Source organism: Gilvimarinus agarilyticus, assembly GCF_000832015.1.
Taxonomy (GTDB): domain Bacteria; phylum Pseudomonadota; class Gammaproteobacteria; order Pseudomonadales; family Cellvibrionaceae; genus Gilvimarinus; species Gilvimarinus agarilyticus.
Genome location: NZ_JXCJ01000001.1, coordinates 17,156 through 41,391, shown reverse-complemented (window position 1 = coordinate 41,391; position 24,236 = coordinate 17,156). Strand labels below are relative to the sequence as shown.

Sequence of the window (24,236 nt, the reverse complement as noted above, 5' to 3'; positions counted from 1 at the left end):
GCCTTTACGAATCATGCCTTGGCGATCGGCGCGCCGTCTATTATTCTTGAATACGACCCACACACCAATAACAATAGGATTTTTTTCATGCGTCTATTACCTTTCGGGCTGCTTACGCTACTACTGATCGGCACCAGCCAGCTGTCTGCCGCCGGCGGCGATTGGAACGGCAAGCGAGCGGCCGTGTCGCTTACTTATGATGATTCACTAAACGTTCATTTAGACAACGCCATACCGGTACTGGATGCACACCAATTCACCGCCACCTTTTACCTTACCGTAGGTTACCCGCCCTTTGGCGACCGGTTAAACGAGTGGCGCGCAGTAGCCGCAAACGGTCACGAACTGGGCAACCACTCGCTGTTTCACCCCTGCGATGCGTCACAACCGGGGCGCGAGTGGGTAAGCCCCGAGCGGGATTTATCCAAGTGGAGCGTGAGCCGGGTGGTAGACAACCTAAAAGTGGCCAATATTGCGCTGGAGGCGGTGGATGGCAAAAAAGCGCGTACTTACKCTTACCCCTGCGGCGATATGACCGCCGGCGGGGAATCGTTTATCGAGGCCATTAAACCCCTGTTTACCGCCGCACGCGGGGTTAAAAACAGCATTATGCAGCCGGCGCAGGTGCAGCTGTTTGATATCGATTCATACATGATTAACGGCAGCCGCATTGAGCAGCTAACCGCACTGGTAGATCAGGCCATCGCCCAGGGGGGGCTAGTGGTGTTTTTGTTTCACGGCGTGGGCGGCGAGCACCCGTTAAACGTGGATAACACCAACCACACCGCCCTGGTTGAATACCTGGATCAAAAGCGCGACCAGTTGTGGGTAGCCCCCATGGTAGACATCGCCCAATATCTCAAAGACGAGGGCTTAAAAGACAAGTAAGACCACGGGTAAGGCACCCAATTAACCCGAATGATCATCATTGTGGGGGCGGGTGCTAGAGATCACCGTCCACAGGCGCCGAAAGCGTCGCTCTAGCAGTTTCTCCACTTTATGGACGGTGCGGTTTATTTTGTGCCAGCGTGAGCGCGCCGCCTGTAGCAAGTGGCGCGAGCGCTGATTAACGCACAATAACGTGGCCAGGCTGAGGGTGATAACCACTAATCCCACCGGAATGGGGGATAACAGCAATAGCACGCCCAGCAGTAGCCCAACTAAGGAAACCAGTGTTATTAACCAGTCGCGCACGATCTTCATGACTGGCGCCCCTTCCACATCGCTTGCCCCGCCGCTCGAATATCGCGCCAACTCTGAGGGTGGCGCACGTGCTTGCAGCCTAACGAGGCTTTGTTGCAATCAAATAACAGCGGGTGATGAGGCTGCGGACGCCAAGCCTATAAAAAATACAAATCGATCAAACCGCAACCATTGCTTTTTATTGGTTAATTACACGAAATCGCCTGAAATAAAGCACTATTACGGCTAATTAACCGTTAAAATTGCCGCCGAGTAAAAAGCTGGACATTGTTAGCTAATTAGTATTGGCAATTGGCACCTGCCTCGCTGTACAATGCCGTCCAATTTTTGGCCTTGATTATACGAGTATCGAAATGACAGACCTTAGTTTATACAGAAACATCGGTATCTTTGCCCACGTTGACGCGGGTAAAACCACCACCACCGAACGTATCCTTAAGCTCACCGGTAAAATCCATAAGTTGGGTGAAGTGCACGAGGGTGAATCCACCACCGACTTCATGGAGCAGGAAGCCGAGCGCGGTATTACCATTCAGTCCGCCGCTGTTACCTGTGAGTGGAAGGGCCACCGCCTAAACGTCATCGACACCCCCGGGCACGTTGACTTTACCGTTGAAGTATATCGCTCGCTGAAAGTACTGGACGGCGGTATCGGCGTATTCTGTGGCTCAGGTGGTGTTGAACCACAATCTGAGACCAACTGGCGCTACGCCAACGAGTCTGAAGTTGCCCGTATCATCTTTGTTAACAAGCTGGACCGTATCGGTGCCAACTTCCTCAACGTTGTTGACCAAGTTCGCGACGTACTGGGCGCTAACGCATTGGTTATGACTTTGCCAATCGGCACAGAAGACACCTTTAAAGGTGTTGTTGACCTGCTGGAAAACAAAGCCTACGTATGGGACGAGTCTGGCCAGCCAGAAAACTACAGCGTAGAAGACGTACCAGCCGACATGGCTGACGATGTTGCCATGTACCGCGAGCAGCTGATCGAAACCGCGGTTGAAGTAGACGATGACCTGATGATGGCTTACATGGAAGGTGAAGAGCCTTCTATCGAAGACCTGAAGCGCTGCATCCGTAAGGGCACCCGCGATCTGACCTTCTTCCCCACTTTCTGTGGTTCAGCCTTTAAAAACAAAGGTATGCAGTTGGTACTGGACGCGGTTGTTGACTACCTGCCAGCACCGACCGAAGTTGACCCACAAGAGCTGACCGACGAAGAAGGTAACCCAACTGGCGAGAAAGCCATTGTAAGCGCCGACGAGCCGCTGAAAGCGCTGGCGTTTAAAATTATGGACGACCGCTTTGGCGCTCTGACCTTTGTGCGTATTTACTCGGGTAAATTGAACAAAGGCGACACCATCCTCAACTCGTTTACCGGTAAAACCGAGCGTGTTGGCCGTATGGTTGAGATGCAAGCCGATGAGCGTAACGAGCTGTCGCACGCCCAGGCCGGTGACATTATCGCCATCGTCGGTATGAAGAACGTACAAACCGGTCACACCCTGTGTGATCCTAAGCACCCATGTACCCTGGAAGCCATGGTGTTCCCGGATCCGGTAATCTCGATTGCGGTTGCGCCTAAAGATAAAGGCTCTACCGAGAAGATGGGTGTTGCCATTGGTAAAATGGTGGCAGAAGATCCATCTTTCCGCGTTGAAACTGACGAAGACTCAGGCGAAACCATCCTGAAAGGTATGGGTGAGCTTCACCTGGACATTAAAGTCGACATCCTGAAGCGTACTTACGGCGTAGAAATGGTTGTAGGTCAGCCACAGGTGGCTTACCGCGAAACCATCACTACCCCAATCGAAGATTCTTACACCCACAAGAAGCAGTCTGGTGGTTCGGGCCAGTTTGGTAAAATCGACTACCGCATCAAGCCGGGCGAGCCAAACTCTGGCTTCACCTTCAGCTCAAGCGTTGTGGGCGGTAACGTACCAAAAGAATTCTTCCCCGCAATTGAAAAAGGCTTTAAAGGCATGATGGAAAAAGGCCCGCTGGCTGGCTTCCCTGTGCTGGACGTAGAGATCGAGCTGTACGATGGTGCGTTCCACGCCGTTGACTCCTCGGCCGTTGCGTTTGAAATCGCCGCCAAAGGCGCCTTCCGTCAGTCTATGCCTAAGGCCGGCCCTCAGCTGCTAGAGCCTCTAATGAAAGTTGACGTATTCACTCCAGAAGATCACGTGGGTGACGTTATCGGTGACCTGAACCGTCGTCGCGGCATGATCAACGGTCAAGAGCCTGGCGCCACAGGTGTACGCATCAAGGCAGAAGTACCTCTGTCAGAGATGTTCGGCTACATCGGCCACCTGCGCACCATGACCTCAGGCCGCGGTCAGTTCTCTATGGAGTTCTCGCAGTACGCACCTTGCCCCGCTAACGTCACCGAAGACGTTATCGCCAAGGTGAAAGCGCGCGAAGCCGCTGAGAAGTAAGCCTTTGTACGACTAAAAAAGCCCCCGCAGCCTGACGGTTGCGGGGGCTTTTTTGTATCTGGGGTGGCATCTTCTCAATTTTTTGATATAAGTAATCTCATACTGGATTAAAAATTGCCGGGACTGCTATGCGACTCACCCCTCGACTGACCTGCCCATTACTGTTACTCACTGCGGCCAGCGTTGCCTGCACAGGCGCTTTCGCTCAATCCCTCGATGACTTAGGCCTAGACGATATAGTCGGGGATATAGTGTCACAAAACAGCGCTCGCTCGATTGTGTTGTCGGATGCGAATTTGGTGACCTTAGGGGTAATGGACTTCGACCCCAATGAGTTTGTTAAACTGGGCAACGTCAACGCCGGCAATGAATCGACGTTACAGCAACGCAGCCAGCTCACCATCTACTCACTGCCCTGGAGCTTTGAAAAGCGTCAACTCAGCGATAACCTAAGCTCACAGGCACAGTTGCGGCTGTCGTATATATCGTCCGAGCAAGATCTTGTTTTTGACGATGAGAGCGTCGGTAACCCGCTGGATGAAACCACCTATCTGTTATACGCTGAAAACAACTGGCGCTACCAGCTTAATGAGGCCTGGTCGCTACAGGCCGGACTGGGCACTGAGGTGCTGTTTTACGATAACGACCTAAGCTACCGCGACAGCTTGCTGCAACAGATTGGCCCCTACCTCGATGGCTCTGTGTTTAATACCTCATACCGGGTATGGACGGCCGACCCCAGTATTGGCGCCTCGTACAAAGGCGAGCTGTTTGGTTACCGCTGGGAGTACAAAGCCGTTTACCGCTACGCAGTTGGTCAGAGCTTCGATACCGACCATCACTCCCAAGACACTACCATCGAGGCCGGCCGCCTCAGCAACAGTGTGGTGTTTCATTTTGACACCCCCGACGTTTGGAGCCGCCGCAGTCAGGTTCGTGTACTGGGCCGCCGCATCGACCTCAGTGCCGATGCCGTGCCAGCCATGGGCACCCATCACTACTACGAGTTTGGCGCGGGCTGGCTGGTCGATACCAGTAACGACATTAGCTTTCTTAACAACGTCGGAATAGGCCTCTCGCTCAATATCGATAGTGAGCTTAGCGGTGGCAGCGTGGTCATTTTATTTAACGAGTCCATGTAACCGGGGCACAAAGTCAGACAAGACGGCCTCTGACAATAATCGCACTACTACGGCGCTTGACGCTCATACTTAAGCGCCAACACATCACGCGTAAAACCTTATTACTCAAAAGCCTCTCTACCACCAGGCAAGCCCCTAGTCTCATATAGCCGGCAATATTCAAAGCTTCTACAACAAACTGGCTGCGAACAAACGAGTCGGGCACAATAGAGCATTAACCTTATTAAGAGAGCGCCATGTCAAGGCAGACAACTCACCACGTTTGGCTTAGCGGTACTTTAGCCTGCTTGCTAACGGCCAGTGCCCAAGCCGATATCCTGGCGCAATGGGCCGAGCAATTCGCTCAAAGCGATATAAACTTTAGTCGCTCCGGCTCCAACGTACCGTTTCTTCCGCTGGCATTTGCCAGCGCCCGCCATTATCAGGACAGTACCGTCACACTCACCGACGGCCGCTCGCTTAGCTTCTCACAAGACTCGGTTAGCCAAGGGGCGGTAGCGCCCTTCTTAATGAGTGACCGCGACGCCCTGCTGCTGGGAGAGTGGGTCAGCTGGTCGCGTCTGACTCCCGAATCAGGCCATCTCAAAGAGCTAGAGGTGCTGTCCATCGGAGTCCCCATAGGCTGGTTTCACCAGCGCAGTGACGACTGGCAAACCGGCGGTTTTTTAATGCCTTTAGGGCACAAAGCCGACAGTGCTGACGCGCAGTGGAGCTGGGAGCTCATGGGCGGCGGCTTTGCCCGCTACACGCAAACTGACCGCCTCTGGTGGGCCTACGGTTTGTACTTTGATGTCAGTGATCACTCCAACTTAGTACTGCCCTACCTAGGGGCTTCGTACCAATTTAATGACCGTTGGACCTTGAGCGCCATCATGCCCTGGCCCGCCATTATGTACGCGCCCAACGATGGCCTGCTGTTTCGTTTTGGCTTAGCACCGGCGGGCAACTCCTGGCAGCTGGATACCAATGGCGACCAGTTTAATTATGTGATGGACAATTGGGACTTAGGGCTGTCGGTAGAAAAGCGCGTCCACAGCCATTTTTGGCTTGAGCTTGAAGCCGGTGTGGGCGGACTAAAGGGGCTGAGTATTGATGTCGATGACGGTGACTGGGAGGCGCCCGACTTTGATCTCAGCAATAGCCCCTACATTAACATCGGTTTTAATTTTAGGCCGTCACTGGGGGATTAACCCATGGAGCTGCTCAGCCATTTTATTACCGTATTTTTAGGTTTTTTTGCCATTATGAACCCGGTGGCTAACACTCCGGTATTTTTGGCTCTGGTAGGCGAACAAGATCGCGACACCCAAAAAGTCGTAGCCCGCAAAGCGCTGTTATTGGCCTTTGCCATCACCTGCTGCTTTTGCCTGTTGGGCAACACCATCTTCCACCTGTTTGGTATCTCTTTACCGGCGTTTCGTTTGGCCGGGGGTGTACTGGTGGCGCTGGTTGGCTATCAGATGCTGCACGGCGAACCCTCCAGCGTGCAACAACCCAGCCGGGGCGATGCGCAAAGCGCGCGCGAGTCGAGCTTAAGCATCGCCATCTCGCCGCTGGCGGTGCCCATGTTAGCGGGCCCCGGCACCATCGCTACCGCCGTTAACTACGCCGCCAGTGGCGATCTGCGCGAAACCATACTGGTTGCCCTGGCCTTTGGCTTGCTGTGCCTCGTCACCTACGGCTTTTTTATGCTGGGCAACCAGCTGCAAGCGTTAATTGGCAAAAACGGCATCAAGGTTATTACGCGCCTGATGGGCTTAATTCTCACCGTAATCGGCGCACAACTTATTATCGAGGGGGTAAAGGGGGCGATAAACTAATCGTTTATCGCGGCATTGATTTAGGCACCATCACCGGGCGCTCTAGCCAGCGCTCAAAACGCGGCGCTATGCGATCTAAGTTCTCGGACCACCAGGTGGCGTTAAGCTCGACGGCGGTTTTTAAGTGCGCTTCGGAGGTGGGCAGTCGCTCGCGCAAGGATTCATCCAACATCGCCATCGAGGAGCGGCGCATGGGGCCGTAGGGAATATATTTTGCCTGCCCGGCCAAGCTCTCGGCCGAGCTGGCAAAACGAACAAAATCTTCGGCCAGCTTCGTGTTGCGGCCATTTTTGACAATGCCCCACACATCGTAATACCACACTTGGTGATCCCATATTATCTCAAGTGGCTCGCCCCGCTCTACCGCGGCGGCGACTCGCCCACTGTAAACGGCTGACATAGCCACTTGCTCGGTTTCTAGCAAACGCACCGCCTGTTGGCCGGTTTGCCACCACACCAACTGCGATTTTAACTCGTCGAGTTTCGCAAAGGCTCGGGTTAACCCGGCTTCGGTATCGAGCACTTCATACACGTTATCGTGCGCGACACCATCGGCAATTAACGCCCACTCTAGATTACCCTGAGGCGACTTACGCAGCGCACGCTTGCCCGGGTACTGACTTAAATCAAAGAAATCTTCGAGGCTGCTGGGCGGCTTGGCAAAGGCATCGCGACGAAAGCTAACAATCGTGGAGCCTGCTACATTGGCAACACCACAGGGAGTCACCTGCCGATTAATAAAATCATCCGCCGCCGGTGTACCGTCGGGCGCGGCGGGTAAAGTCGCGCGGTCAATGGTTTCCAGCAGCCCCTCATTACAAGCGCGAATGGCATCAAACAACTCTAAATCAACCACATCCCAGCTAACATTCCAGGCGCGCGATTGACTGCGAACCTCATCAATACCGCCGGCGTACTGAATGACATTAACGCGCGTACCGGTGGCCTCCTCGTAGGGACGAATGAACCCCAGGATCTGGCTTTTTACGTAGGCGCCATCCCAGGACACGACATTCAGTGTATCGGCCGCCGCACCGCTGGCCAGGGACACTAACAGTGCCGCTAAAAAAGCTCGCTTACCCATAACCGCTACCAATAGTATCCAATATTAATATTAAACCGCCCCTGCCAATCGTCCTCGCCGCCTGCGGCGAGTGAGCCGGCGCCAAAGTACGGCATATTTTTTGCCAAAATATAATCCACGTACGTAAAAATCGGCCCACTGCCGATGGCACAACCGGTGGTGTTAATTTGTGAATCTACCGCATCGTCGATGGATTTATTCAAACGAGAATAATCGTTGTAACAGGTGATGCTATCAATTAAACGCCAGGGCGATGGTAAGTTATAGGCCACATTGGCCACCCACACGTCGGCGTCACTGTCGATATCGTAGCTACCCGCAAAGGCACCTACACGAACCACCGAGTCGTCCGCACCGGGGGCGTTAACCGGCTCATACTCATAGCGGGTTCCCTGCAACTGAAAATTCCAGCGGCCGCAACGGCTGTCCACATGGGCCGCCGCCGCGTAGCGATCGCCACTCTCATCAACCAGCGCATTGTATATTTGTCCGGCCTCAAGCGAGCCACCTACCTCTGTCTCACAGCCGCTTTGCAAACCAAAGGTATACGCCAAGCGGCCATTAACGGTATTAGCCTCTTCGTTTTGCTGCTCGTCAACACGCACTAAATCAAACCCAAAACGGTCCAGATTCGTTGCATCGTTTAACTCTTCATTTTTGTAAAACGCCAGATGCGAACTCCAGGGGCCATCGTTACGCACGTATTTAATGCCCATATCGTAATCGTCGGCCAGGCCAAGATAATAAGGTACGCCATACCAGGAGTTGTGTGATGCGTACGGCAACAAGCCAAAAGGTACCTGACTGATACCCAGCTGCAGCTGACTTAAATCTTCAAACTCATAGCCGACCCAACCGTGGTGAATAACATCCATGTAAGAGTAAAAGCGATACTCGGCCGATATTAAAAACTGATCGAGCTTGCCGTCGACATTTAGCCGAAACGTATCCAGCCCGCTTTCGCCGCGCTTACCCACCGAGGCATCGGACTCTTCGTTGTACACCAGGTTAAAACGCAATGCGCCGCCAACCTTAATCGCCGGCTCAGACACCGGTTCGGGTTCATCTTCTCGCTCGGCGGCCAGTTCAACCTCACCCAAGTTCTGCACCGGCGGCATACTGCGCTCTCGCTCGAGCGCTTCGATACGCTCCTGCAGAACTTTAATCTGCGCCTGCATTACCTTGATGGTGCTATCGTCTTGCGCCCAGGCCCCGCCGCTAAAAAAAACGGAGGCTCCTATCGCGACATACAAGTTAATCCTTTTCACCGCAGCGCTCCTAGCTCGATGGATTAGCGGGATCTTTATCTTTGGCCGATGGTTCACCGGCGTGAACATCTGGTTCTTCTTCCGGCGGCTCTGGCGGTGTGCTCAACATATCGTCGTGCTCCTCCATACGCCAGGGCAAACTCGCGGTAGAGATATGCAAAAAGTGCAGGTGTTTTTCAAACTGATCGAGAATGTCGGTAATGATATCCTGCTGATCGAAGCCATACACATCGTACGACTGACCGCCACGGCGCAAAAATACTTCGGCGCGATAATAATGCTTTTGCTCGTCATCATTACGCGGCATCTCGGGATACGCATAGTCGGGCAATGCGTGATCCAGCAGGCGAATCTCATAAATAAAATCCACATGCTCATCTTTAACAACTTCCAGGTAAATACGCTGATTTTCATCATCGGCCTGGACCTGAGCATCCCACCCCTCTTTTACTAACTCGCGCTCTACCCGGTGCATGGCTTTACTCACCGTGGTATCCATAAACTCCAGCACTTCATCGCGCTTGGGGAAGGTCACCAGCCCGTGTAGCCGCTGACGCCATAGGCCGCGTCCATTGGTGCCAGTAAAACGCGTATGTATGTCGGTTTTTAAACTGCTCTGATGATGCCCTTCAATCACCAATGCACGCCACATACCAACCGCCGAGATAATCATGATGATGCTAAAGGGTAATGCACTGGCAATCGTCATAGTTTGCAGCGCACCCAAACCGCCAGCCAGCAAGAGCGTGCCGGCAACCAAACCTTCGGCACTGGCCCAAAAAACCCGCTGCCAAGCCGGTGTGTGCATCGCACCACCCGAGGCCAGTGAGTCGATTACCAGAGAGCCCGAGTCCGACGAGGTGACAAAGAAGGTGATAATAAGCAGTACGGTAATAAACGAGACGATCGACGTCAGCGGCAATACTTCGTAGAGCTTGAACAGCGCGATGGCCTGGTTATTTTGCACTTCTCCAATGAGCGAGGTGTAGCCCTCGTTCATAATTTCATTGAGTGCGGTATCGCCAAACACCGAGAACCATAAAAAAGTAAACAGCGAGGGCACGAGCATAACCCCCACCACAAACTCTCGAATGGTGCGGCCACGGCTGATCTTCGCGATAAACAGCCCAACAAAAGGCGCCCAAGCAATGGTCCAGCCAAAAATAAACAGCGTCCAGTTACCTATCCAATCACTGCGTGAGTAGGCTTCTAAATTAAAAGTACGCTCGACAATAAAGTTCAGATAGCTACCGGTATTTTGCAAAAAAGTTTCTAGGATATGAACCGATGGCCCCACGATAAAGACAAACAACATCAGTGAAATGGCGAGCACCATATTCAAAATCGACAAGCGCTTTACGCCCTTATCCATCCCGGCCACTACCGATAGAATTGCCAGACCCGTGATGCAAGCAATGGTAATAAGCTGCACATTGATGCTCACCGGTATTTGCGGCCAAAGATAGTTGATGCCGGCATTAATTTGCGTAACCGATAAACCCAACGTGGTGGCAATACCAAACATTGTGCCCAAAATGGCAAAAACGTCCACGGCGTGACCAATAGGGCCGTAGATTTTATCGCCCACTAGCGGATACAGCGCCGAGCGAATAGACAGCGGTAGGCCGTGCCTAAAAGCAAAATACGCCAGCACCAGGCCCACCAAGCCGTAAATCGCCCAGATATGAAAGCCCCAGTGAAAAAACGCAATCTGCATGGCTTGCTTGGCCGAGCCGACCGTTTCAGCGGCCCCTGCCGGTGGTGATGCGTAATGCAACACTGGCTCTGCCACGCCAAAAAACAGCAACGCGATGCCGTAACCGGCAGAGAACAACATGGCAAACCAAGAGGGAAAACTATACTGCGGGTCAGCGTGGTCGGGGCCCAATTTAATATTGCCCCACTTAGTCATGGCAATACCGACAATAAACACCAGGAAGAAAGCCACCGACAACATATAAAACCAACCGAAGGTTTCGGTGATATAAGAAAGTGTGGTGTCGAATAATTTACCGGCGAGATCCGGGTTACTGATGGTGCCCACTACTAGCAAAAAAATAACAATAACAGCGGGAATAAAAACAGGAATCAGCACCGTGGAGCCGGCGCCACGCTTTACGGCATCTTCAGTCATAGATCCTTCCGATGGGTTAATGGTTTGGGGCACACTCCCCCACAAACCTCTATAGCCTAGCAGGCTCGAGCGACACCTGCATCCCCATACGGAGCCCCAAAGGCATTCAAGCGCCGCAACGGCTCGCCGTTAACTCCTTCATCACGAGCTTTTCCACTGCTGAATTTGGTCGAGCACCCACTCAGGCGCATCCACAGGCAAGTCGTGTCCGGCGCTGGGGTGTATTGCCATGTCTGCCTGTAAATACCGCGCTAGCGCCTCTGAGCAATGCCAGGACACCATCTGATCGGCGCGACTGGTCAACACCAGCGTCGCTGGCGTTGGCGCTTGGTTTACCTGATAACAGCTGGCGGCATGCAATTGGCGCCGCAAGTTTGACTTACTCACCGGGCGGCGAGTTTGGATTGTCACCCACTTACGCAACAGCGCGTCTCGATTAGCAGCGCTATTGCTCACCATACGTAAGATACGGCGCTCGCAACGGGGGATACGACGATCAAACAATGCCACCGCAACCGAGCCCCAGTTACGCCAGCGTAGACGGTGCCAAAAGGGGCTGAGCCGACTGCTGGAATTAATAAGCACTAACCGACGCACACGCTGCGGCTCGGCCAGTGCCCAGTCGAGTGCCAACATGCCACCCATGGATAAACCCACAATGGCTATCGGTGCGTCGGGCGGTAGCTTTTTTGCCAGCTGGGCTTGTACAAACTCGCGCATAGCGCCGATGGTATCGGGCGACACTTGCCCGTAGTGCACACCACTACCGGGAACATCCAAACACAGGAACGGCTCCCCCAGCTGCGCCTCGCACTGCGCGCTAAACGCTCCCCAGTGGGCGGACTCGCGCCCCAAGCCCCGCAGCAAAACCCAATGCATAACCGCCTCCCTGTCCGCGTATAACTGATGGGCTTAAGCCTAACGACAAAAAAGCCCGCCGTCACGCGAGGTAAGGGCGGGCGTTTGTTGCGAATCTGCGAACGAGCCTTGCGGTGTATTAATCTGCCGCGCTGGGCCTTACATAAAAGGGGAAGTTTGCGTTACCCACTTTACCCTTGCCATCGTAGCTGTAAGAGTAAATACGGTAGTCCCCCGCCTGCGACGGAGCGCGAAAGGTCAAGGTGTCTTTTTGCTGGCTGACGACATCGAGCTCAATAGCATCGGGCTTTTGCTCAAAGGCGCCGCCCTGACTGCGTACATCTACTTCTTTTAAAAGCTCCCACTCGTAGCGCAACGCGTCTTCGTCCTCCACCTTAACCTGTACAACCAATGTTTGCTCAGGCTCAACATAAACACTAGAGATGGCTTGTTTACCATTTAAGGTAATTTGCTGCGCGCGCGGTGCCCGATTAGCGGGGTATTCGCCGCTCCAGTAGCGGGTTAATTCGTCAACCCGTGCATTGGGTTTGCCATCGGCGTTGATCATGCCGTACCAGGTGGGCGTGCGCTCTTGCTTTTGCCCCCATAAAAAAGCGAACGAGCCTATCACCTTACCGCTGGGGTTACCGTCAAAAGCGCTGTGTAAACGCTCGGCAAAGCTCGCCGCTTTAACGCCGCTGGGCTCTTCAATCTCACGACCCCACTCGGTCGTCGGGCGCTCCCAGTGACCGATAGCGCCGTACTCAGTCACCATAAACGGTTTGTCGATATCGAGTTTGGCAATAATCTCGGGCAAGTCGCCCACATCGCCGTATAGCTGCAACGAAATAAAGTCGACGTTGGGCGTGTACCGCATGGCGGTTTTGATGTGTCGCTCGGGTGCGCCGGCAAACGCGTAAGTCACCGGATGGTTGGGGTCTTCGCGGTGGATGTAGTCAATCATTTCGCCGATAGCCTGATACACCTTGGGGTTAACGTCTTTTAAGCTGCCATCGTCGTTAAACAACAGGTTGGGCTCATTGGCCACCACCCAGGCCAATAAATTGGGGTGATTTTTATAGCGCTGTACGGTTTGCTTAAAACGCTCAAATTGCGCCTTTACGGCGGCCTCGTCGTTGTAATCAAAGCCGTGCAGCTCCTTATCGGTATCAAAGCCCAGCGCAACCATCACGTTTTCGTCCGCCGCCTCTTGTAATACCGCTTCCGCGTTGCGTGCGCTCCAGGTACGTATGCTATTGCCGCCAGCCGAGGTAAGCATACTTAAGCTGCCCTGGGCATTGCCGCCTAACCCCACGCCCTTAACCGCAAATGGGGCATCATTAACCATCAACTGGTAGGCGCCATCGCGCTTGACGATCTCAACGTGTGCCACGGTGGCCGGCTCGGATGAGGCGAGAGTCGTCGTGGATGCGCCCGCGGCGGCAACCAGTAGTGTTGCCCCTATCATGATATTTTTATACATAGTAAGCCTCATGGTTTTTTGCCCATCAGACCAAACTCTGGCAGCGTTTGCGGCCCACTAACACACGGCCACAAAAGTGGGACGCTACATTAACCACCTCTGCCCAATTGCACCCAAAACACGCAAGCAGCTAGCGCTTAGCAGCCACGCGGGGCGCAATAAAAACCGCCCACAAAAAAGCCCTGCACTTGGCAGGGCTTTTGGAGTGACGCCTGGTGCATCACCAATGCGCAAAGTCGTACTTACTTCTTAGCGCGCTTACGCTCGTTCTCGGTCAGCAGCTTTTTACGCACCCGGATTGATTCGGGGGTCACTTCGACCAGCTCGTCGTCCTCGATAAACTCCAGCGCTTGCTCCAGCGTGTGGCGAATTGGCGGCGACAGGGTCAGCGCCTCATCGGTACCGGCGGCGCGAATATTATTCAGCTGTTTAGCCTTAGTCGGGTTAACGCTCAAGTCGTTATCGCGTGAGTGAATACCAATGATTTGGCCTTCGTACACCTCGGCGCCGTGACCCAAAAACAGACGGCCACGATCTTGCAGAGTAAACAGCGCGTACGCCAGCGTTTTACCTTTAACCATAGAAACCAGCACGCCGTTGTGACGGCTGATGATCTCACCGCCCTTCACCGGGCCGTAGTGATCAAAAATACTGGTCATGATGCCCGAGCCGGAGGTAAGCGTCAGGAACTGGCCGCGAAAACCAATCAGCCCGCGCGACGGAATGATAAACTCAAGCTTAACGCGGCCTTTGCCGTCTGGCTCCATGTTGGTCATTTCCGCGCGGCGCAAGCCCAGCTCTTCCATGACCGAGCCTTGGTGTTGTTCCTCTACGTCGATCACAACATTTTCATAGGGCTCGTGGATTTCGCCATCCACTTCACGCTGAATCACCTCTGGGCGCGACACACCCAGCTCGAAGCCTTCGCGGCGCATGTTTTCAATCAACACCGACAAGTGCAGCTCACCGCGACCCGATACCACGAACTTGTCAGGGCTATCGCCCTGCACTACCCGCAGCGCCACATTGTGGATCAGCTCTTGATCAAGGCGCTCGCGAATATTACGGCTGGTCACAAACTTACCTTCTTTACCGGCAAACGGCGAGTCGTTTACCTGGAAGGTCATGCTAACAGTGGGCTCATCTACAGTTAACGGCACCAACGGATCGATATTATCAGGGCTACACAGCGTATCGGAGATACCCAGGCCATCGATACCGGTAATACAAACGATATCACCCGCCGTTGCGCGATCCGTCTCAACCCGCTCCAGACCGTGGTAACCCATCACCTGCAGCACCTTGGCTTTTTTAGTACCGCCTTCACGCTTGGCCACAACCACTTGCTGGTTGGGCGACAAGCTACCGCGCGAAATGCGGCCAATACCAATAACGCCGGTGTAGCTGTTGTAATCGAGCGCCGAGATCTGCATCTGGAAATCGCCATCGATATCAACGTCGGGAGCTTTTACGTGCTCGGTGATCATTTTAAACAGCGGCGTCATGTCGTCGGCCAAATCATCTGGCTCGGAGCCGGCAACGCCGTTTAGGGCCGAGGCGTAAATGATCGGAAAGTCGAGCTGCTCGTCGGTGGCACCCAGGCGATCAAACAGGTCAAACACTTGGTCCACAGCCCAATCAGGGCGCGCGCCGGGGCGATCGACCTTGTTAACAACAACGATTGGGTTTAGACCCTTCTCAAACGCTTTACTGGTAACAAAGCGCGTCTGTGGCATGGGGCCATCAACGGCGTCAACCAACAGCAATACCGAGTCCACCATCGATAGTACCCGCTCTACTTCACCGCCAAAGTCGGCGTGCCCGGGGGTGTCGACGATATTAATGCGATAGTCGTTCCACTGGATCGCGGTGTTTTTGGCCAGGATGGTAATGCCGCGCTCACGCTCCTGATCGTTAGAGTCCATGATGCGCTCGGCGCCTTCGTCGCGGCGATCGAGAGTGCCGGACTGCGACAGTAGCTTGTCCACCAAGGTCGTCTTGCCGTGGTCAACGTGGGCGATAATGGCGATATTTCGCAAATTTGCGATTTTAGATTGGCTGGTCACTGTAATGCTCTCGGGTGCGATAGAAATGGCAGCGTACCCTTAGCAAGGGCGATAGCGCTGAAAAGGCGCGCATTATACCTATCAAGTGCGCCGGCAGGAATCAAAAAGATCAGAAATCAGACAAACAATGGTGAATTAGTGCTATAAACCGAAGGCATTGGTACCTTCCCCGTCAACGCCGCGCACCGGCTCGCCGTCGCCGGCGTACTGAAAGCGCTCGATTTTGCCACTGCCGGCAAACACAAAACAGCTGACAAATAGCTCGCGCGGCTTACCCTGACGGGCGCTATCGGGGTAAACATCCGCCTCCAGAAAAATCTTGTACAACTCACCATCGGCCGACAAGCGGCTACTGTAGCTGTCCACATGCATCACACTGATGCGATCTTTAAAGCTGGTATTCAGCTTTTTTTCACAGTTGAGCTGAGCGTCCGTCATGGTGGCGTGGTAATAACGCAGCCCCAGTGAGCGGCCCACCTTACCGGCAAATTGCCCCGCCGGAACATCCAATACATACAGCGTCGAGGCGACCGATAGCGCCACTATGACCAGAGCTAGCGCCAGCAGCGCAAGCAATTGGCGCAACGGCGTCTTAGCCGGCACAGCTAGAGCGCACCCTGAGGGCGATACACACCGATATTGGCGTGGCCGTCGTCCACTAAGTGGGAGGCGTGCAGCTGACTCATGATGCCTTTCTCACAGTACAGGTAATACTGACGTCCGGCCTCTAGTTGCGCCAAGGCATTATTGAGTGTGTAAAACGGAATTTTCAACACTTCAGCTCCGTCGATTAACAGGGGCTTCAATTCTTCTTCATCGGGGTGACGAATATCCACCACAGCCGCCCCCGCAGGCAATACTTCTACTACCTCGGCCGTGGCGCCATCGTCGATAGTCTCGGCCAGCTCGCGCACATCCACCGTTACTTGCTCGGCGATCGCGCGCTCGAGCACGTCAAAATCAAACTTCGACTCTACCTGCTCGACTTTATCGAGCCGCGCCCGGGTAGTGGGCTTAACGGAAATGACCCCGCAGTACTCGGGCATACTCGCGGCAAACGTTTCGGTACCAATGGTGCGCGAGATATCGATAATTTCGCCCTTATCCATGGTAATCAGCGGCCGCAGCACCAGCGTATCGGTGACCCGGTCGATCACACTCAAGTTGGGCAGCGTCTGGCTCGACACCTGCGCCACACTCTCGCCGGTTACCAGCGCCGGCAACTTGGCCGACTCAGCCACGGCACTGGCGGCGCGCAGCATCATGCGCTTAAGCACCACCCCCATATAGGAGTTATCCACGTGCTGTAATATCTCGGACACCACCCCCTCAAAAGGCACGGTGACAAACTTAACCGGGTGCGACGCACCATATTTATGCCACAGATAGTAGGCCACCTCTTTAACGCCAAGCTCGTGCTGGCGCCCACCCAAATTAAAAAAGCAAAAGTGGGTGCGAATACCGCGCTTCATGGTGAGGTAGGTGGACACGGTCGAGTCAAAGCCGCCAGAGATCAGCGACAACACCGATTCCTGTGAGCCCAGTGGATAGCCGCCCAGCCCCTGACACTGACGCGCTACCACAAACAGCCGCTCTTGCTTTACTTCCAGCCGCACGGTGACATCGGGCTTTTTCAGCGCCACGCCAGCATTCTCTGTATTTTGCGCCAAGCCGCCACCCACATAGCGCTCGATCTCGGTGGAGGTAAAATCGTGATTGCCGCTGCGCTTTACTCGCACGCAAAAGGTGCGTCCGGCCAGCGAGTCGCCCCAGTTAGCCAGGGTTTTCTCGTAAATATCGTGCAAATCACCCAGCGGGTACTCGACCACATGCAGGTAATTACCGATGCCAGGGGTGCGCGACAGCACTTCGGCCACCTGCGCTTCACGCTGCGCCCGGGCCGCCTCATCGAGGCTGGAATCATCCGCGGTAATTTCGATTTTTTCCCAATCGCGCTGCACTTTGATATCGCGATCAATGCCCGCCAACAGTGAGCGCAGGTTGTCGCGCAACTGACGAATAAAGCGTTTGCGAACCGGCGGGCTCTTGATAATTATTTCTGGGAAAACCTTGACGATGAAATGCATGAAAGCCTACTGTAAGCGCGGGGTAATGGCGCAACATTATAATGCATGGAGCAAGGCGAGACAAAATTCGCCCAAACACCATCGCACCAAGCTTGTGCAACCCCAAGCCGGTGCCGCACCAAATTGGCGCACACAAAAGCAAGGGCAACTCACTTTCTGTGCTTCAGGCGCGCATTTGCCGTGCTACACTGGCAGCCGGAGCGGTGGCATACTTCTTGCCCTTAGCCAGAGACAAAAATATGTTTGTTCGCCAAGCTGCTTGCAGCGCGGCGAGCAAGCACCGAAAATGCGCTACCACGTATTTTCAAATAAGTTTGATTATTAACGACCGTAGCCCTGCTGGCTATTACAAACTGGAGGCACTCGATGTCTAGAACACTGGATCTGATCAAAGAACATGAAGCTCGCTGGGTAGATATGCGCTTTACCGACACTCGCGGTAAAGAACAGCACGTAACCATTCCTGCATCTACCATCGACGACGACTTCTTTGAAGAAGGCAAAATGTTTGATGGCTCATCCATCAACGGCTGGAAAGGCATTAACGAATCAGACATGATTTTGATGCCAGACGACGAAACGTCTATCGTCGATCCATTCTCTGAAGACGCGACTATTATTATTCGCTGTAACATCGTTGAGCCTACCACCATGCAAGGCTACGATCGCGACCCACGCTCTATCGGCCTGCGCGCTGAAGAGTACCTGAAGTCTACCGGTCTGGGTGACACCGCCCTGTTTGGTCCCGAGCCTGAGTTCTTTGTGTTTGACAGCGTACACTGGGCCTCTGAAATGGGCGGCGCATTCTACAAAATCAAATCAGAAGAAGGCGCCTGGTCTTCTGGCGACGACTTTGAAGACGGCAACGCCGGCCACCGCCCAACCGTTAAAGGCGGCTACTTCCCCGTTCCTCCAGTTGACTCACTGAACGACCTGCGTGGCGCAATGTGTAACGCCATGGAAGCCATGGGCCTGGAAATTGAAGTACACCACCACGAAGTGGCCACTGCTGGTCAGTGTGAAATCGGTGTTGGCGCCAACACTCTGGTGAAGAAAGCGGACGAAGTCCAGATCCTGAAGTACTGCGTACACAACGTGGCACACGCCTACGGCAAAACCGCTACCTTTATGCCTAAGCCACTGATTGGCGATAACGGCTCTGGTATGCACGTACACCAGTCATTCACCAAAGACGGTGTAAACCAGTTTGCCGGTGACGACTACGCTGGTTTGTCTGAAACTGCCCTGTACTACATCGGCGGTATCATCAAGCACGCGCGCTCACTGAACGCCTTCTGTAACGCCTCTACCAACTCGTACAAGCGTTTGGTTCCAGGCTTTGAAGCTCCTGTTATGCTGGCTTACTCGGCTCGCAACCGCTCTGCGTCTATCCGCATTCCGTTTGTCACCAGCCCTAAAGCCAAGCGCGTTGAGACTCGCTTCCCTGACCCAACCGCCAACCCATACCTGTGCTTTGCAGCACTGCTGATGGCTGGCCTCGACGGTGTTCAGAACAAGATCCACCCAGGTGAAGCAGCCTCTAAAGACTTGTACGACCTGCCCCCAGAAGAAGAAGCACAAATCCCAACCGTGTGCTCAAGCCTGGAGCAAGCTCTGCAAGCGCTGGAAGACGACAACGAGTACCTGCAAGCTGGCGGTGTTTTCACCAAAGACTTCATCGACTCTTACATCGAGTTGAAAAAAGCCGACATCCAGCGTCTGCAAATGACTCCACACCCAGTAGAATTCGAACTCTACTACAGCGTGTAAGTCACCCGAGCCCGACACGCCCGCGTGTCAATGCTCACAAAAAGGCCCGATCAGCAATGATCGGGCCTTTTTCTTTGCCGGCCGACACGCTATCTTATAGCTCTGAACGGTTAATCGCAGGACAGCACCATGAAACCGCATATAGGACAAAAACTCTTTATCGCCGCTCTGCTGATGTTTGCGGCTAGCGCACAGGCCGAGGTGTACAAGTCCGTCGACAAATACGGCAACGTCACCTATACCGACGATCCGGGCACGGCGCAAAAAAGCGGCAAATCGGAAAAAATCGAGGTGCGCCCCACCAATGTGATGCCCGCCGGTAAGCCCATCGAGATTACCGAACCCGAAGCGCCCAGCCAGACCGAGCGCGACCGGCCCAACTACGCTATCCGCATTGTCAGCCCCGCCGACGAGTACACCGTAACCCCAGGCCAGCGAGATTTAATTATCGCGGTCAGCTTGCAGGCACCACTGCAAGACGGCGCCCGAATCGCCTACTTTATGGATGGCGAGCTGCTTGGCAAAGGCACGGTTAACAACTACTCGATTCGCGAGATATACCGCGGCGAGCACAAAATCTATGCTCAGGTAGAATCCGCCAAAGGTAAGGTGCTATCCAAGAGTGATACCGTGACTGTTTATGTTCACCGGGCTTCAGTGATCAACTAACGCCCGCGGCCAGCCCTAAATTGCGTCACACCCCATTCGGGGGCGCACACTGCGCCCTTCTTTAACGCAAAAGCACTATTTTTGTGCAAAAATAAACAAGTAACTTAAGCATTTGTGACGATAACGCCCGTTTTTCGGGCTTTTTCGCTTTGGTTCGCTATTTGCATAGTGCACCTATATCAACCACCGCAACGCGGTCTTTGGAGTAGTAAGCCGACGTGACGCCCCAAGATATACACAAACCACTGCTGGACAGCCTGAGCACGGCGATCATCTTGCTCGACAGTCACCTGCAGCTGTGCCACATGAACCCGGCCGCCGAGGTGCTGCTGTCGATCAGCTGTGAGCGCTGTCAGGGTGAGGCTATTACTCACTTCTTTCACGAGTCAGCGGACACCGCGGGCGAGCTACTGCAAGCGGCGCGTAACGCCGATCACTACACCAAACGTCATGCCGAATGGCAGCTACTGAATGGCGAACAAATTACGGTGGATTACACCGTAACGCCTTTTACCAACAATGACGGTCTGGTGATCGAGATTTTACCCATCGATCGGCTGTTGAGAATTTCCCGCGAAGAGATGATGACCTCAAGCCAGGAAACCACCCGCGGCTTAATTCGCGGCATGGCTCACGAGATTAAAAACCCGCTGGGTGGAATTCGCGGTGCGGCGCAATTGTTGGCACGCGAGCTACCGGGCGACACCTTTACGGAGTACACCAACATAATCATCGACGAGGCCGACCGGCTGCGCAACCTCGTTGATCGTATGCTCGGCCCCAATCAGTTGCCGCAGCAAAGTGATTTAAACATCCACGAGGTGTTAGAGCGCGTCGCCACTATGATCCGCGCCGAGAGCGACGATGCGATTCGCATCGTGCGCGACTACGACCCAAGCATACCGGACATGCACGGCGACAAAGAGATGTTGATTCAGGCTCTGCTCAATATCGCCCGCAACGCCATGCAGGCAATGCTCGAAAACCAAACATTGGCACCGGCGTTGACGTTACGCACCCGGGTGCGCCGCCAATTTACCATTGGCCGGCAACATCACCCATTGGTCACCCATGTTGAGGTGATTGATAACGGCCCCGGTATTCCCGACGACATGGCCAAACAAATTTTCTACCCGATGATATCGGGGCGCGCCGAAGGCACCGGCCTCGGGCTAACCATCTCACAGCATTTAATACATCAACATCAGGGGCTAATCGAGTGCCACAGTGAACCAGGCGAAACCCGCTTTTCGCTGTTTTTGCCAATGGCCGCCTCCAACACAAACTCAACACCAATGAGAAACCGCCATGCAGAAGTCTAATCGAGTTTGGATCATTGACGACGACCGTTCTATCCGCTGGGTTTTAGAGAAAGCCCTGCAAGGTTCCAATATAGAAACCCGCACCTTTGACTCCGGTGATGCGGCCCTTGGCCAGCTAAACCGCGAAGTGCCCGACGCCATCGTCAGCGATATCCGTATGCCTGGCGTCGACGGCTTGGGGTTGCTATCCACGTTACACGCCAATCACCCAACCGTGCCGGTTATTATTATGACCGCCCACTCCGACCTCGACAGTGCTGTGGCGGCCTATCAAGGCGGCGCGTTTGAATACCTCCCCAAGCCCTTTGACGTCGACGAGGCCGTGGCCGTGGTGCAACGTGCCTTAGCGCACGCCGAAGAACAAAAGTCCGAGCGCAGCCATCCAGACACCGTCGAGATCGATACCGAAATTATCGGCGAAGCGCCGGCTATGCAAGAGGTGTTTCGCGCAATTGGCCGCCTGTCGCAATCGAACATCACCGTGCTCATAAATGGTGAATCCGGTACCGGTAAAGAGCTGGTAGCGCGTGCGTTGCACCGCCACAGCCCACGTCGCAACGAACCATTTATCGCGCTTAACATGGCGGCTATCCCCAAAGACTTAATGGAGTCCGAGCTGTTTGGTCACGAGAAAGGCGCCTTTACCGGTGCCGCGACCCAGCGTCAGGGCCGCTTTGAGCAAGCCAATGGCGGCACGCTGTTTTTGGATGAAATTGGCGATATGCCCGCCGAGACTCAAACGCGCCTGCTGCGAGTTTTAGCCGACGGGGAGTTCTATCGCGTGGGTGGCCACACCCCGGTGAAAGTCGACGTGCGGATTATTGCCGCTACGCACCAAGACCTAGAAAACCTGGTCACCGAAAACTCGTTCCGCGAAGATTTATTCCACCGCCTGAACGTGATCCGGATTCACATCCCGAAATTGTCGCAACGCCGTGAAGACATCCCCAAGCTGGCACAGTTTTTCTTGCAAAAAGCCGCGGGCGAGCTAAACGTCGACACCAAAATTTTACTGCCAGAAACCGAAGAGTTTTTGTGCAGCCTGGCGTGGCCCGGCAACGTACGCCAATTAGAAAACACCTGCCGCTGGATTACCGTCATGGCATCGGGCCGGGAAGTTCACACCGAAGACTTACCCCCCGAACTGATGGATAACAAAGAGGGCAACGCACCTGCTGATGATTGGGAGAAAGCACTGCGTCACTGGGCCGACCAAGCGCTGGCACGGGGTCACCACCAGCTACTCAGCGAAGCCGTACCCACGTTTGAGAAAGCGCTGATCGAAACAGCCCTGAAATACACCGCAGGCCGCAAGCGCGACGCTGCCAACCTGTTGGGCTGGGGCCGCAACACCCTCACCCGCAAACTCAAAGAGCTGGGCATGGCCGGCGCTGAAGAAGCTAACAACTAAACCTGCATTACGCCGGGCTACTCAGATGGCCCGGCGTTCCCCGTTCCCCGTGACCATGCTAGGGTATATCCCGTACATTTATTAACGGGAGCAATTACGTGGCTAACTGGATGGAGCGATTCGCCAGCTTTATGTGGGGTACGCCCCTAATTTTACTGCTGGTAGGTGGCGGTTTATTTTTTCTTATTTATAGCCGCGCCCTTCCCTACCGCCACTTTGGCCACGGCTTTGCGATTCTCACCGGCCGCTATGACAACAGCAACGATAAAGGCACGCTGAGTCATTTTCAGGCCCTCACCACCGCCCTGTCGGGCACGCTCGGACTCGGCAATATTGCCGGTGTGGCGCTCGCCATTACCGCCGGCGGCCCGGGTGCTGTATTTTGGATGTGGCTCACCGCCGTTGTCGGTATTGCCACCAAGTTTTTTACCGGTACTGCGGCTGTTATGTATCGGGGTTATGACAGCCAGGGGGCGTTACAGGGCGGCCCAATGTATGTCATACGCGAAGGGCTGGGCAAACGCTGGCTACCACTGGCGATATTTTTCTCCTTTGCTGGTTTGTGCGGCACTCAACCAGTGTTTCAAATTAATCAGCTGGTGGCCATGTTGCGCACCTCGGTCGCTTACCCGCTGCAACTGGCCAGCGAGCAATCGCACTTTGGTTTTGATTTAATCGTCGGCGTTATCGCCGCACTGTTGGTGCTCGCGGTTATCAGTGGCAACCTGCCACGCGTAGGCAAAGTAACTTCTCGTTTAGTGCCGAGCATGGTGATCGGCTACATGCTAATGACCGCCGGTATTCTGGTAACTCACGTAAGCGACATCCCGGCCGCCTTTGGCTTAATTTTTCAAGACGCATTTACCGGCCAGGCGGTGGCTGGCGGCGCGTTAGGCACAGTGATTCAGGTTGGGGTTAGTCGCGGCGCGTTTTCAAACGAAGCCGGTATTGGCACAGAATCCATGGCCCACGGCGCCGCGCGCACCAACGAGCCCGTACGCGAAGGGCTGGTCGCCATGACAGGCCCGGTAATCGATACCTTAATCGTCTGCACTTGTACCGCGTTGGTGATTCTTATAACTGGCGTCTGGCAGGGCACCGAGGCCGGTGGCGTAACACTCACCGCCAACGCCTTTAGCAGTACCTACGGCAACTGGGGCCCACTGTTGTTAACGGTTATGGTGATTTTTTTGAGCCTTAGCACCATCATGACCTTTTGGTACTACGGCAGTAAATGCTTGGGCTTTTTAATTGGCGCTCAACATCAACATCATTATGTGTGGGCCTACGGCCTGCTGATTATCGCAGGTAGTGTTGGCTCGGTAGGGGTTATTTTTAATTTTTTAATCGCCATGTATGCCGCCATGGCCATACCCACTATGATCTCGGCCCTAGTACTTGCACCGCGCATAATGCAGGCTGCTAAAGAGTATTTTGCACGGCAGGAAGATGACGGATGACGGATGACGGATGACGGA

At 54.2% G+C, this 24,236-nt stretch carries 19 protein-coding genes; 10 read left to right on the top strand and 9 right to left on the bottom strand.

Features of this window, described 5'->3' with window-relative positions:
- The first annotated feature begins 87 nt into the window (after positions 1-87).
- The gene (locus tag SD69_RS00180) at positions 88-888 is read left to right on the top strand and encodes a polysaccharide deacetylase family protein (protein ID WP_041521589.1); all 801 of its coding nucleotides are present in this window, start codon (positions 88-90) and stop codon (positions 886-888) included.
- A gap of 21 nt (positions 889-909) precedes the next feature.
- Here the strand turns inward: SD69_RS00180 and SD69_RS00175 are convergent, their stop codons facing one another.
- Positions 910-1,203 carry an immunoglobulin domain-containing family protein gene (locus tag SD69_RS00175; protein ID WP_041521588.1) on the bottom strand — a complete coding sequence of 98 codons (294 nt, stop codon included), beginning with the start codon at positions 1,201-1,203 and terminating at the stop codon, positions 910-912.
- 353 nt (positions 1,204-1,556) lie between these two features.
- Here SD69_RS00175 and fusA point away from each other — a divergent pair, with 353 nt between their 5' ends.
- From fusA to SD69_RS00155, 4 genes are all read left to right on the top strand, one after another.
- Positions 1,557-3,644 carry an elongation factor G gene (gene fusA / locus SD69_RS00170; RefSeq protein WP_041521587.1) on the top strand — a complete coding sequence of 696 codons (2,088 nt, stop codon included), beginning with the start codon at positions 1,557-1,559 and terminating at the stop codon, positions 3,642-3,644.
- A 128-nt stretch (positions 3,645-3,772) separates the two neighbouring features.
- Positions 3,773-4,786, top strand: coding sequence for a Solitary outer membrane autotransporter beta-barrel domain (locus tag SD69_RS00165; protein ID WP_084591436.1), 1,014 nt, complete (start codon positions 3,773-3,775; stop codon positions 4,784-4,786).
- A 236-nt stretch (positions 4,787-5,022) separates the two neighbouring features.
- A complete protein-coding gene (locus SD69_RS00160) occupies positions 5,023-5,976 on the top strand; it encodes a hypothetical protein (protein ID WP_052480758.1) in 954 nt (317 codons plus the stop codon).
- A gap of 3 nt (positions 5,977-5,979) precedes the next feature.
- On the top strand, positions 5,980-6,606 hold the full coding sequence (locus SD69_RS00155; RefSeq protein WP_041521586.1) for a MarC family protein: 627 nt from the start codon (positions 5,980-5,982) through the stop codon (positions 6,604-6,606).
- 4 nt (positions 6,607-6,610) lie between these two features.
- Here the strand turns inward: SD69_RS00155 and SD69_RS00150 are convergent, their stop codons facing one another.
- The 8 genes from SD69_RS00150 to thiI all read right to left on the bottom strand — a co-directional run bounded on the left by SD69_RS00150 (position 6,611) and on the right by thiI (position 17,586).
- A complete protein-coding gene (locus tag SD69_RS00150; protein ID WP_041524252.1) occupies positions 6,611-7,690 on the bottom strand; it encodes an ABC transporter substrate-binding protein in 1,080 nt (359 codons plus the stop codon).
- Positions 7,691-7,695: 5 nt separating this feature from the next.
- Positions 7,696-8,958, bottom strand: coding sequence for a hypothetical protein (locus tag SD69_RS00145; RefSeq protein ID WP_052480756.1), 1,263 nt, complete (start codon positions 8,956-8,958; stop codon positions 7,696-7,698).
- 10 nt (positions 8,959-8,968) lie between these two features.
- Entirely contained in the window at positions 8,969-11,092 is a 2,124-nt protein-coding gene (locus SD69_RS00140; protein WP_041521585.1) for a BCCT family transporter, read from the bottom strand.
- Positions 11,093-11,233: 141 nt separating this feature from the next.
- On the bottom strand, positions 11,234-11,971 hold the full coding sequence (locus tag SD69_RS00135) for an alpha/beta fold hydrolase (RefSeq protein WP_041521584.1): 738 nt from the start codon (positions 11,969-11,971) through the stop codon (positions 11,234-11,236).
- A gap of 118 nt (positions 11,972-12,089) precedes the next feature.
- Positions 12,090-13,433, bottom strand: coding sequence for a glycoside hydrolase family 2 TIM barrel-domain containing protein (locus SD69_RS00130; protein WP_041521583.1), 1,344 nt, complete (start codon positions 13,431-13,433; stop codon positions 12,090-12,092).
- Positions 13,434-13,675: 242 nt separating this feature from the next.
- On the bottom strand, positions 13,676-15,499 hold the full coding sequence (gene typA, locus SD69_RS00125; protein WP_198144030.1) for a translational GTPase TypA: 1,824 nt from the start codon (positions 15,497-15,499) through the stop codon (positions 13,676-13,678).
- Between the two features lie 141 nt (positions 15,500-15,640).
- The gene (locus tag SD69_RS00120) at positions 15,641-16,102 is read right to left on the bottom strand and encodes a hypothetical protein (protein WP_041521582.1); all 462 of its coding nucleotides are present in this window, start codon (positions 16,100-16,102) and stop codon (positions 15,641-15,643) included.
- Positions 16,103-16,104: 2 nt separating this feature from the next.
- Positions 16,105-17,586, bottom strand: a complete 1,482-nt coding sequence (gene thiI, locus SD69_RS00115; protein ID WP_041521581.1) for a tRNA uracil 4-sulfurtransferase ThiI — start codon at positions 17,584-17,586, stop codon at positions 16,105-16,107.
- A 366-nt stretch (positions 17,587-17,952) separates the two neighbouring features.
- Between thiI and glnA the strand changes: the two genes are divergently transcribed.
- The 5 genes from glnA to SD69_RS00085 all read left to right on the top strand — a co-directional run bounded on the left by glnA (position 17,953) and on the right by SD69_RS00085 (position 24,218).
- Positions 17,953-19,356, top strand: coding sequence for a glutamate--ammonia ligase (gene glnA, locus SD69_RS00105; RefSeq protein ID WP_041521579.1), 1,404 nt, complete (start codon positions 17,953-17,955; stop codon positions 19,354-19,356).
- Between the two features lie 129 nt (positions 19,357-19,485).
- Complete coding sequence (locus tag SD69_RS17895) at positions 19,486-20,025, top strand: DUF4124 domain-containing protein (protein WP_052480754.1); 540 nt, start codon at positions 19,486-19,488, stop codon at positions 20,023-20,025.
- 218 nt (positions 20,026-20,243) lie between these two features.
- The gene (gene glnL, locus SD69_RS00095; RefSeq protein WP_041521578.1) at positions 20,244-21,347 is read left to right on the top strand and encodes a nitrogen regulation protein NR(II); all 1,104 of its coding nucleotides are present in this window, start codon (positions 20,244-20,246) and stop codon (positions 21,345-21,347) included.
- Complete coding sequence (gene glnG / locus SD69_RS00090; protein ID WP_041521577.1) at positions 21,334-22,758, top strand: nitrogen regulation protein NR(I); 1,425 nt, start codon at positions 21,334-21,336, stop codon at positions 22,756-22,758. The genes glnL and glnG overlap by 14 nt, the downstream gene beginning before the upstream one ends.
- A gap of 110 nt (positions 22,759-22,868) precedes the next feature.
- Entirely contained in the window at positions 22,869-24,218 is a 1,350-nt protein-coding gene (locus SD69_RS00085; protein ID WP_041521576.1) for an alanine/glycine:cation symporter family protein, read from the top strand.
- Positions 24,219-24,236: the final 18 nt, after the last annotated feature.

Bases quoted from the DNA above. Each gene is read 5' to 3' on its own strand.
- SD69_RS00175 (WP_041521588.1), bottom strand. From the start codon at position 1,203: ATGAAGATCGTGCGCGACTGGTTAATAACACTGGTTTCCTTAGTTGGG.
- fusA (WP_041521587.1), top strand. From the start codon at position 1,557: ATGACAGACCTTAGTTTATACAGAAACATCGGTATCTTTGCCCACGTT.
- SD69_RS00165 (WP_084591436.1), top strand. From the start codon at position 3,773: ATGCGACTCACCCCTCGACTGACCTGCCCATTACTGTTACTCACTGCG.
- SD69_RS00160 (WP_052480758.1), top strand. From the start codon at position 5,023: ATGTCAAGGCAGACAACTCACCACGTTTGGCTTAGCGGTACTTTAGCC.
- SD69_RS00155 (WP_041521586.1), top strand. From the start codon at position 5,980: ATGGAGCTGCTCAGCCATTTTATTACCGTATTTTTAGGTTTTTTTGCC.
- SD69_RS00150 (WP_041524252.1), bottom strand. From the start codon at position 7,690: ATGGGTAAGCGAGCTTTTTTAGCGGCACTGTTAGTGTCCCTGGCCAGC.
- SD69_RS00140 (WP_041521585.1), bottom strand. From the start codon at position 11,092: ATGACTGAAGATGCCGTAAAGCGTGGCGCCGGCTCCACGGTGCTGATT.
- SD69_RS00135 (WP_041521584.1), bottom strand. From the start codon at position 11,971: ATGCATTGGGTTTTGCTGCGGGGCTTGGGGCGCGAGTCCGCCCACTGG.
- SD69_RS00130 (WP_041521583.1), bottom strand. From the start codon at position 13,433: ATGTATAAAAATATCATGATAGGGGCAACACTACTGGTTGCCGCCGCG.
- thiI (WP_041521581.1), bottom strand. From the start codon at position 17,586: ATGCATTTCATCGTCAAGGTTTTCCCAGAAATAATTATCAAGAGCCCG.
- glnA (WP_041521579.1), top strand. From the start codon at position 17,953: ATGTCTAGAACACTGGATCTGATCAAAGAACATGAAGCTCGCTGGGTA.
- SD69_RS17895 (WP_052480754.1), top strand. From the start codon at position 19,486: ATGAAACCGCATATAGGACAAAAACTCTTTATCGCCGCTCTGCTGATG.
- glnG (WP_041521577.1), top strand. From the start codon at position 21,334: ATGCAGAAGTCTAATCGAGTTTGGATCATTGACGACGACCGTTCTATC.
- SD69_RS00085 (WP_041521576.1), top strand. From the start codon at position 22,869: ATGGAGCGATTCGCCAGCTTTATGTGGGGTACGCCCCTAATTTTACTG.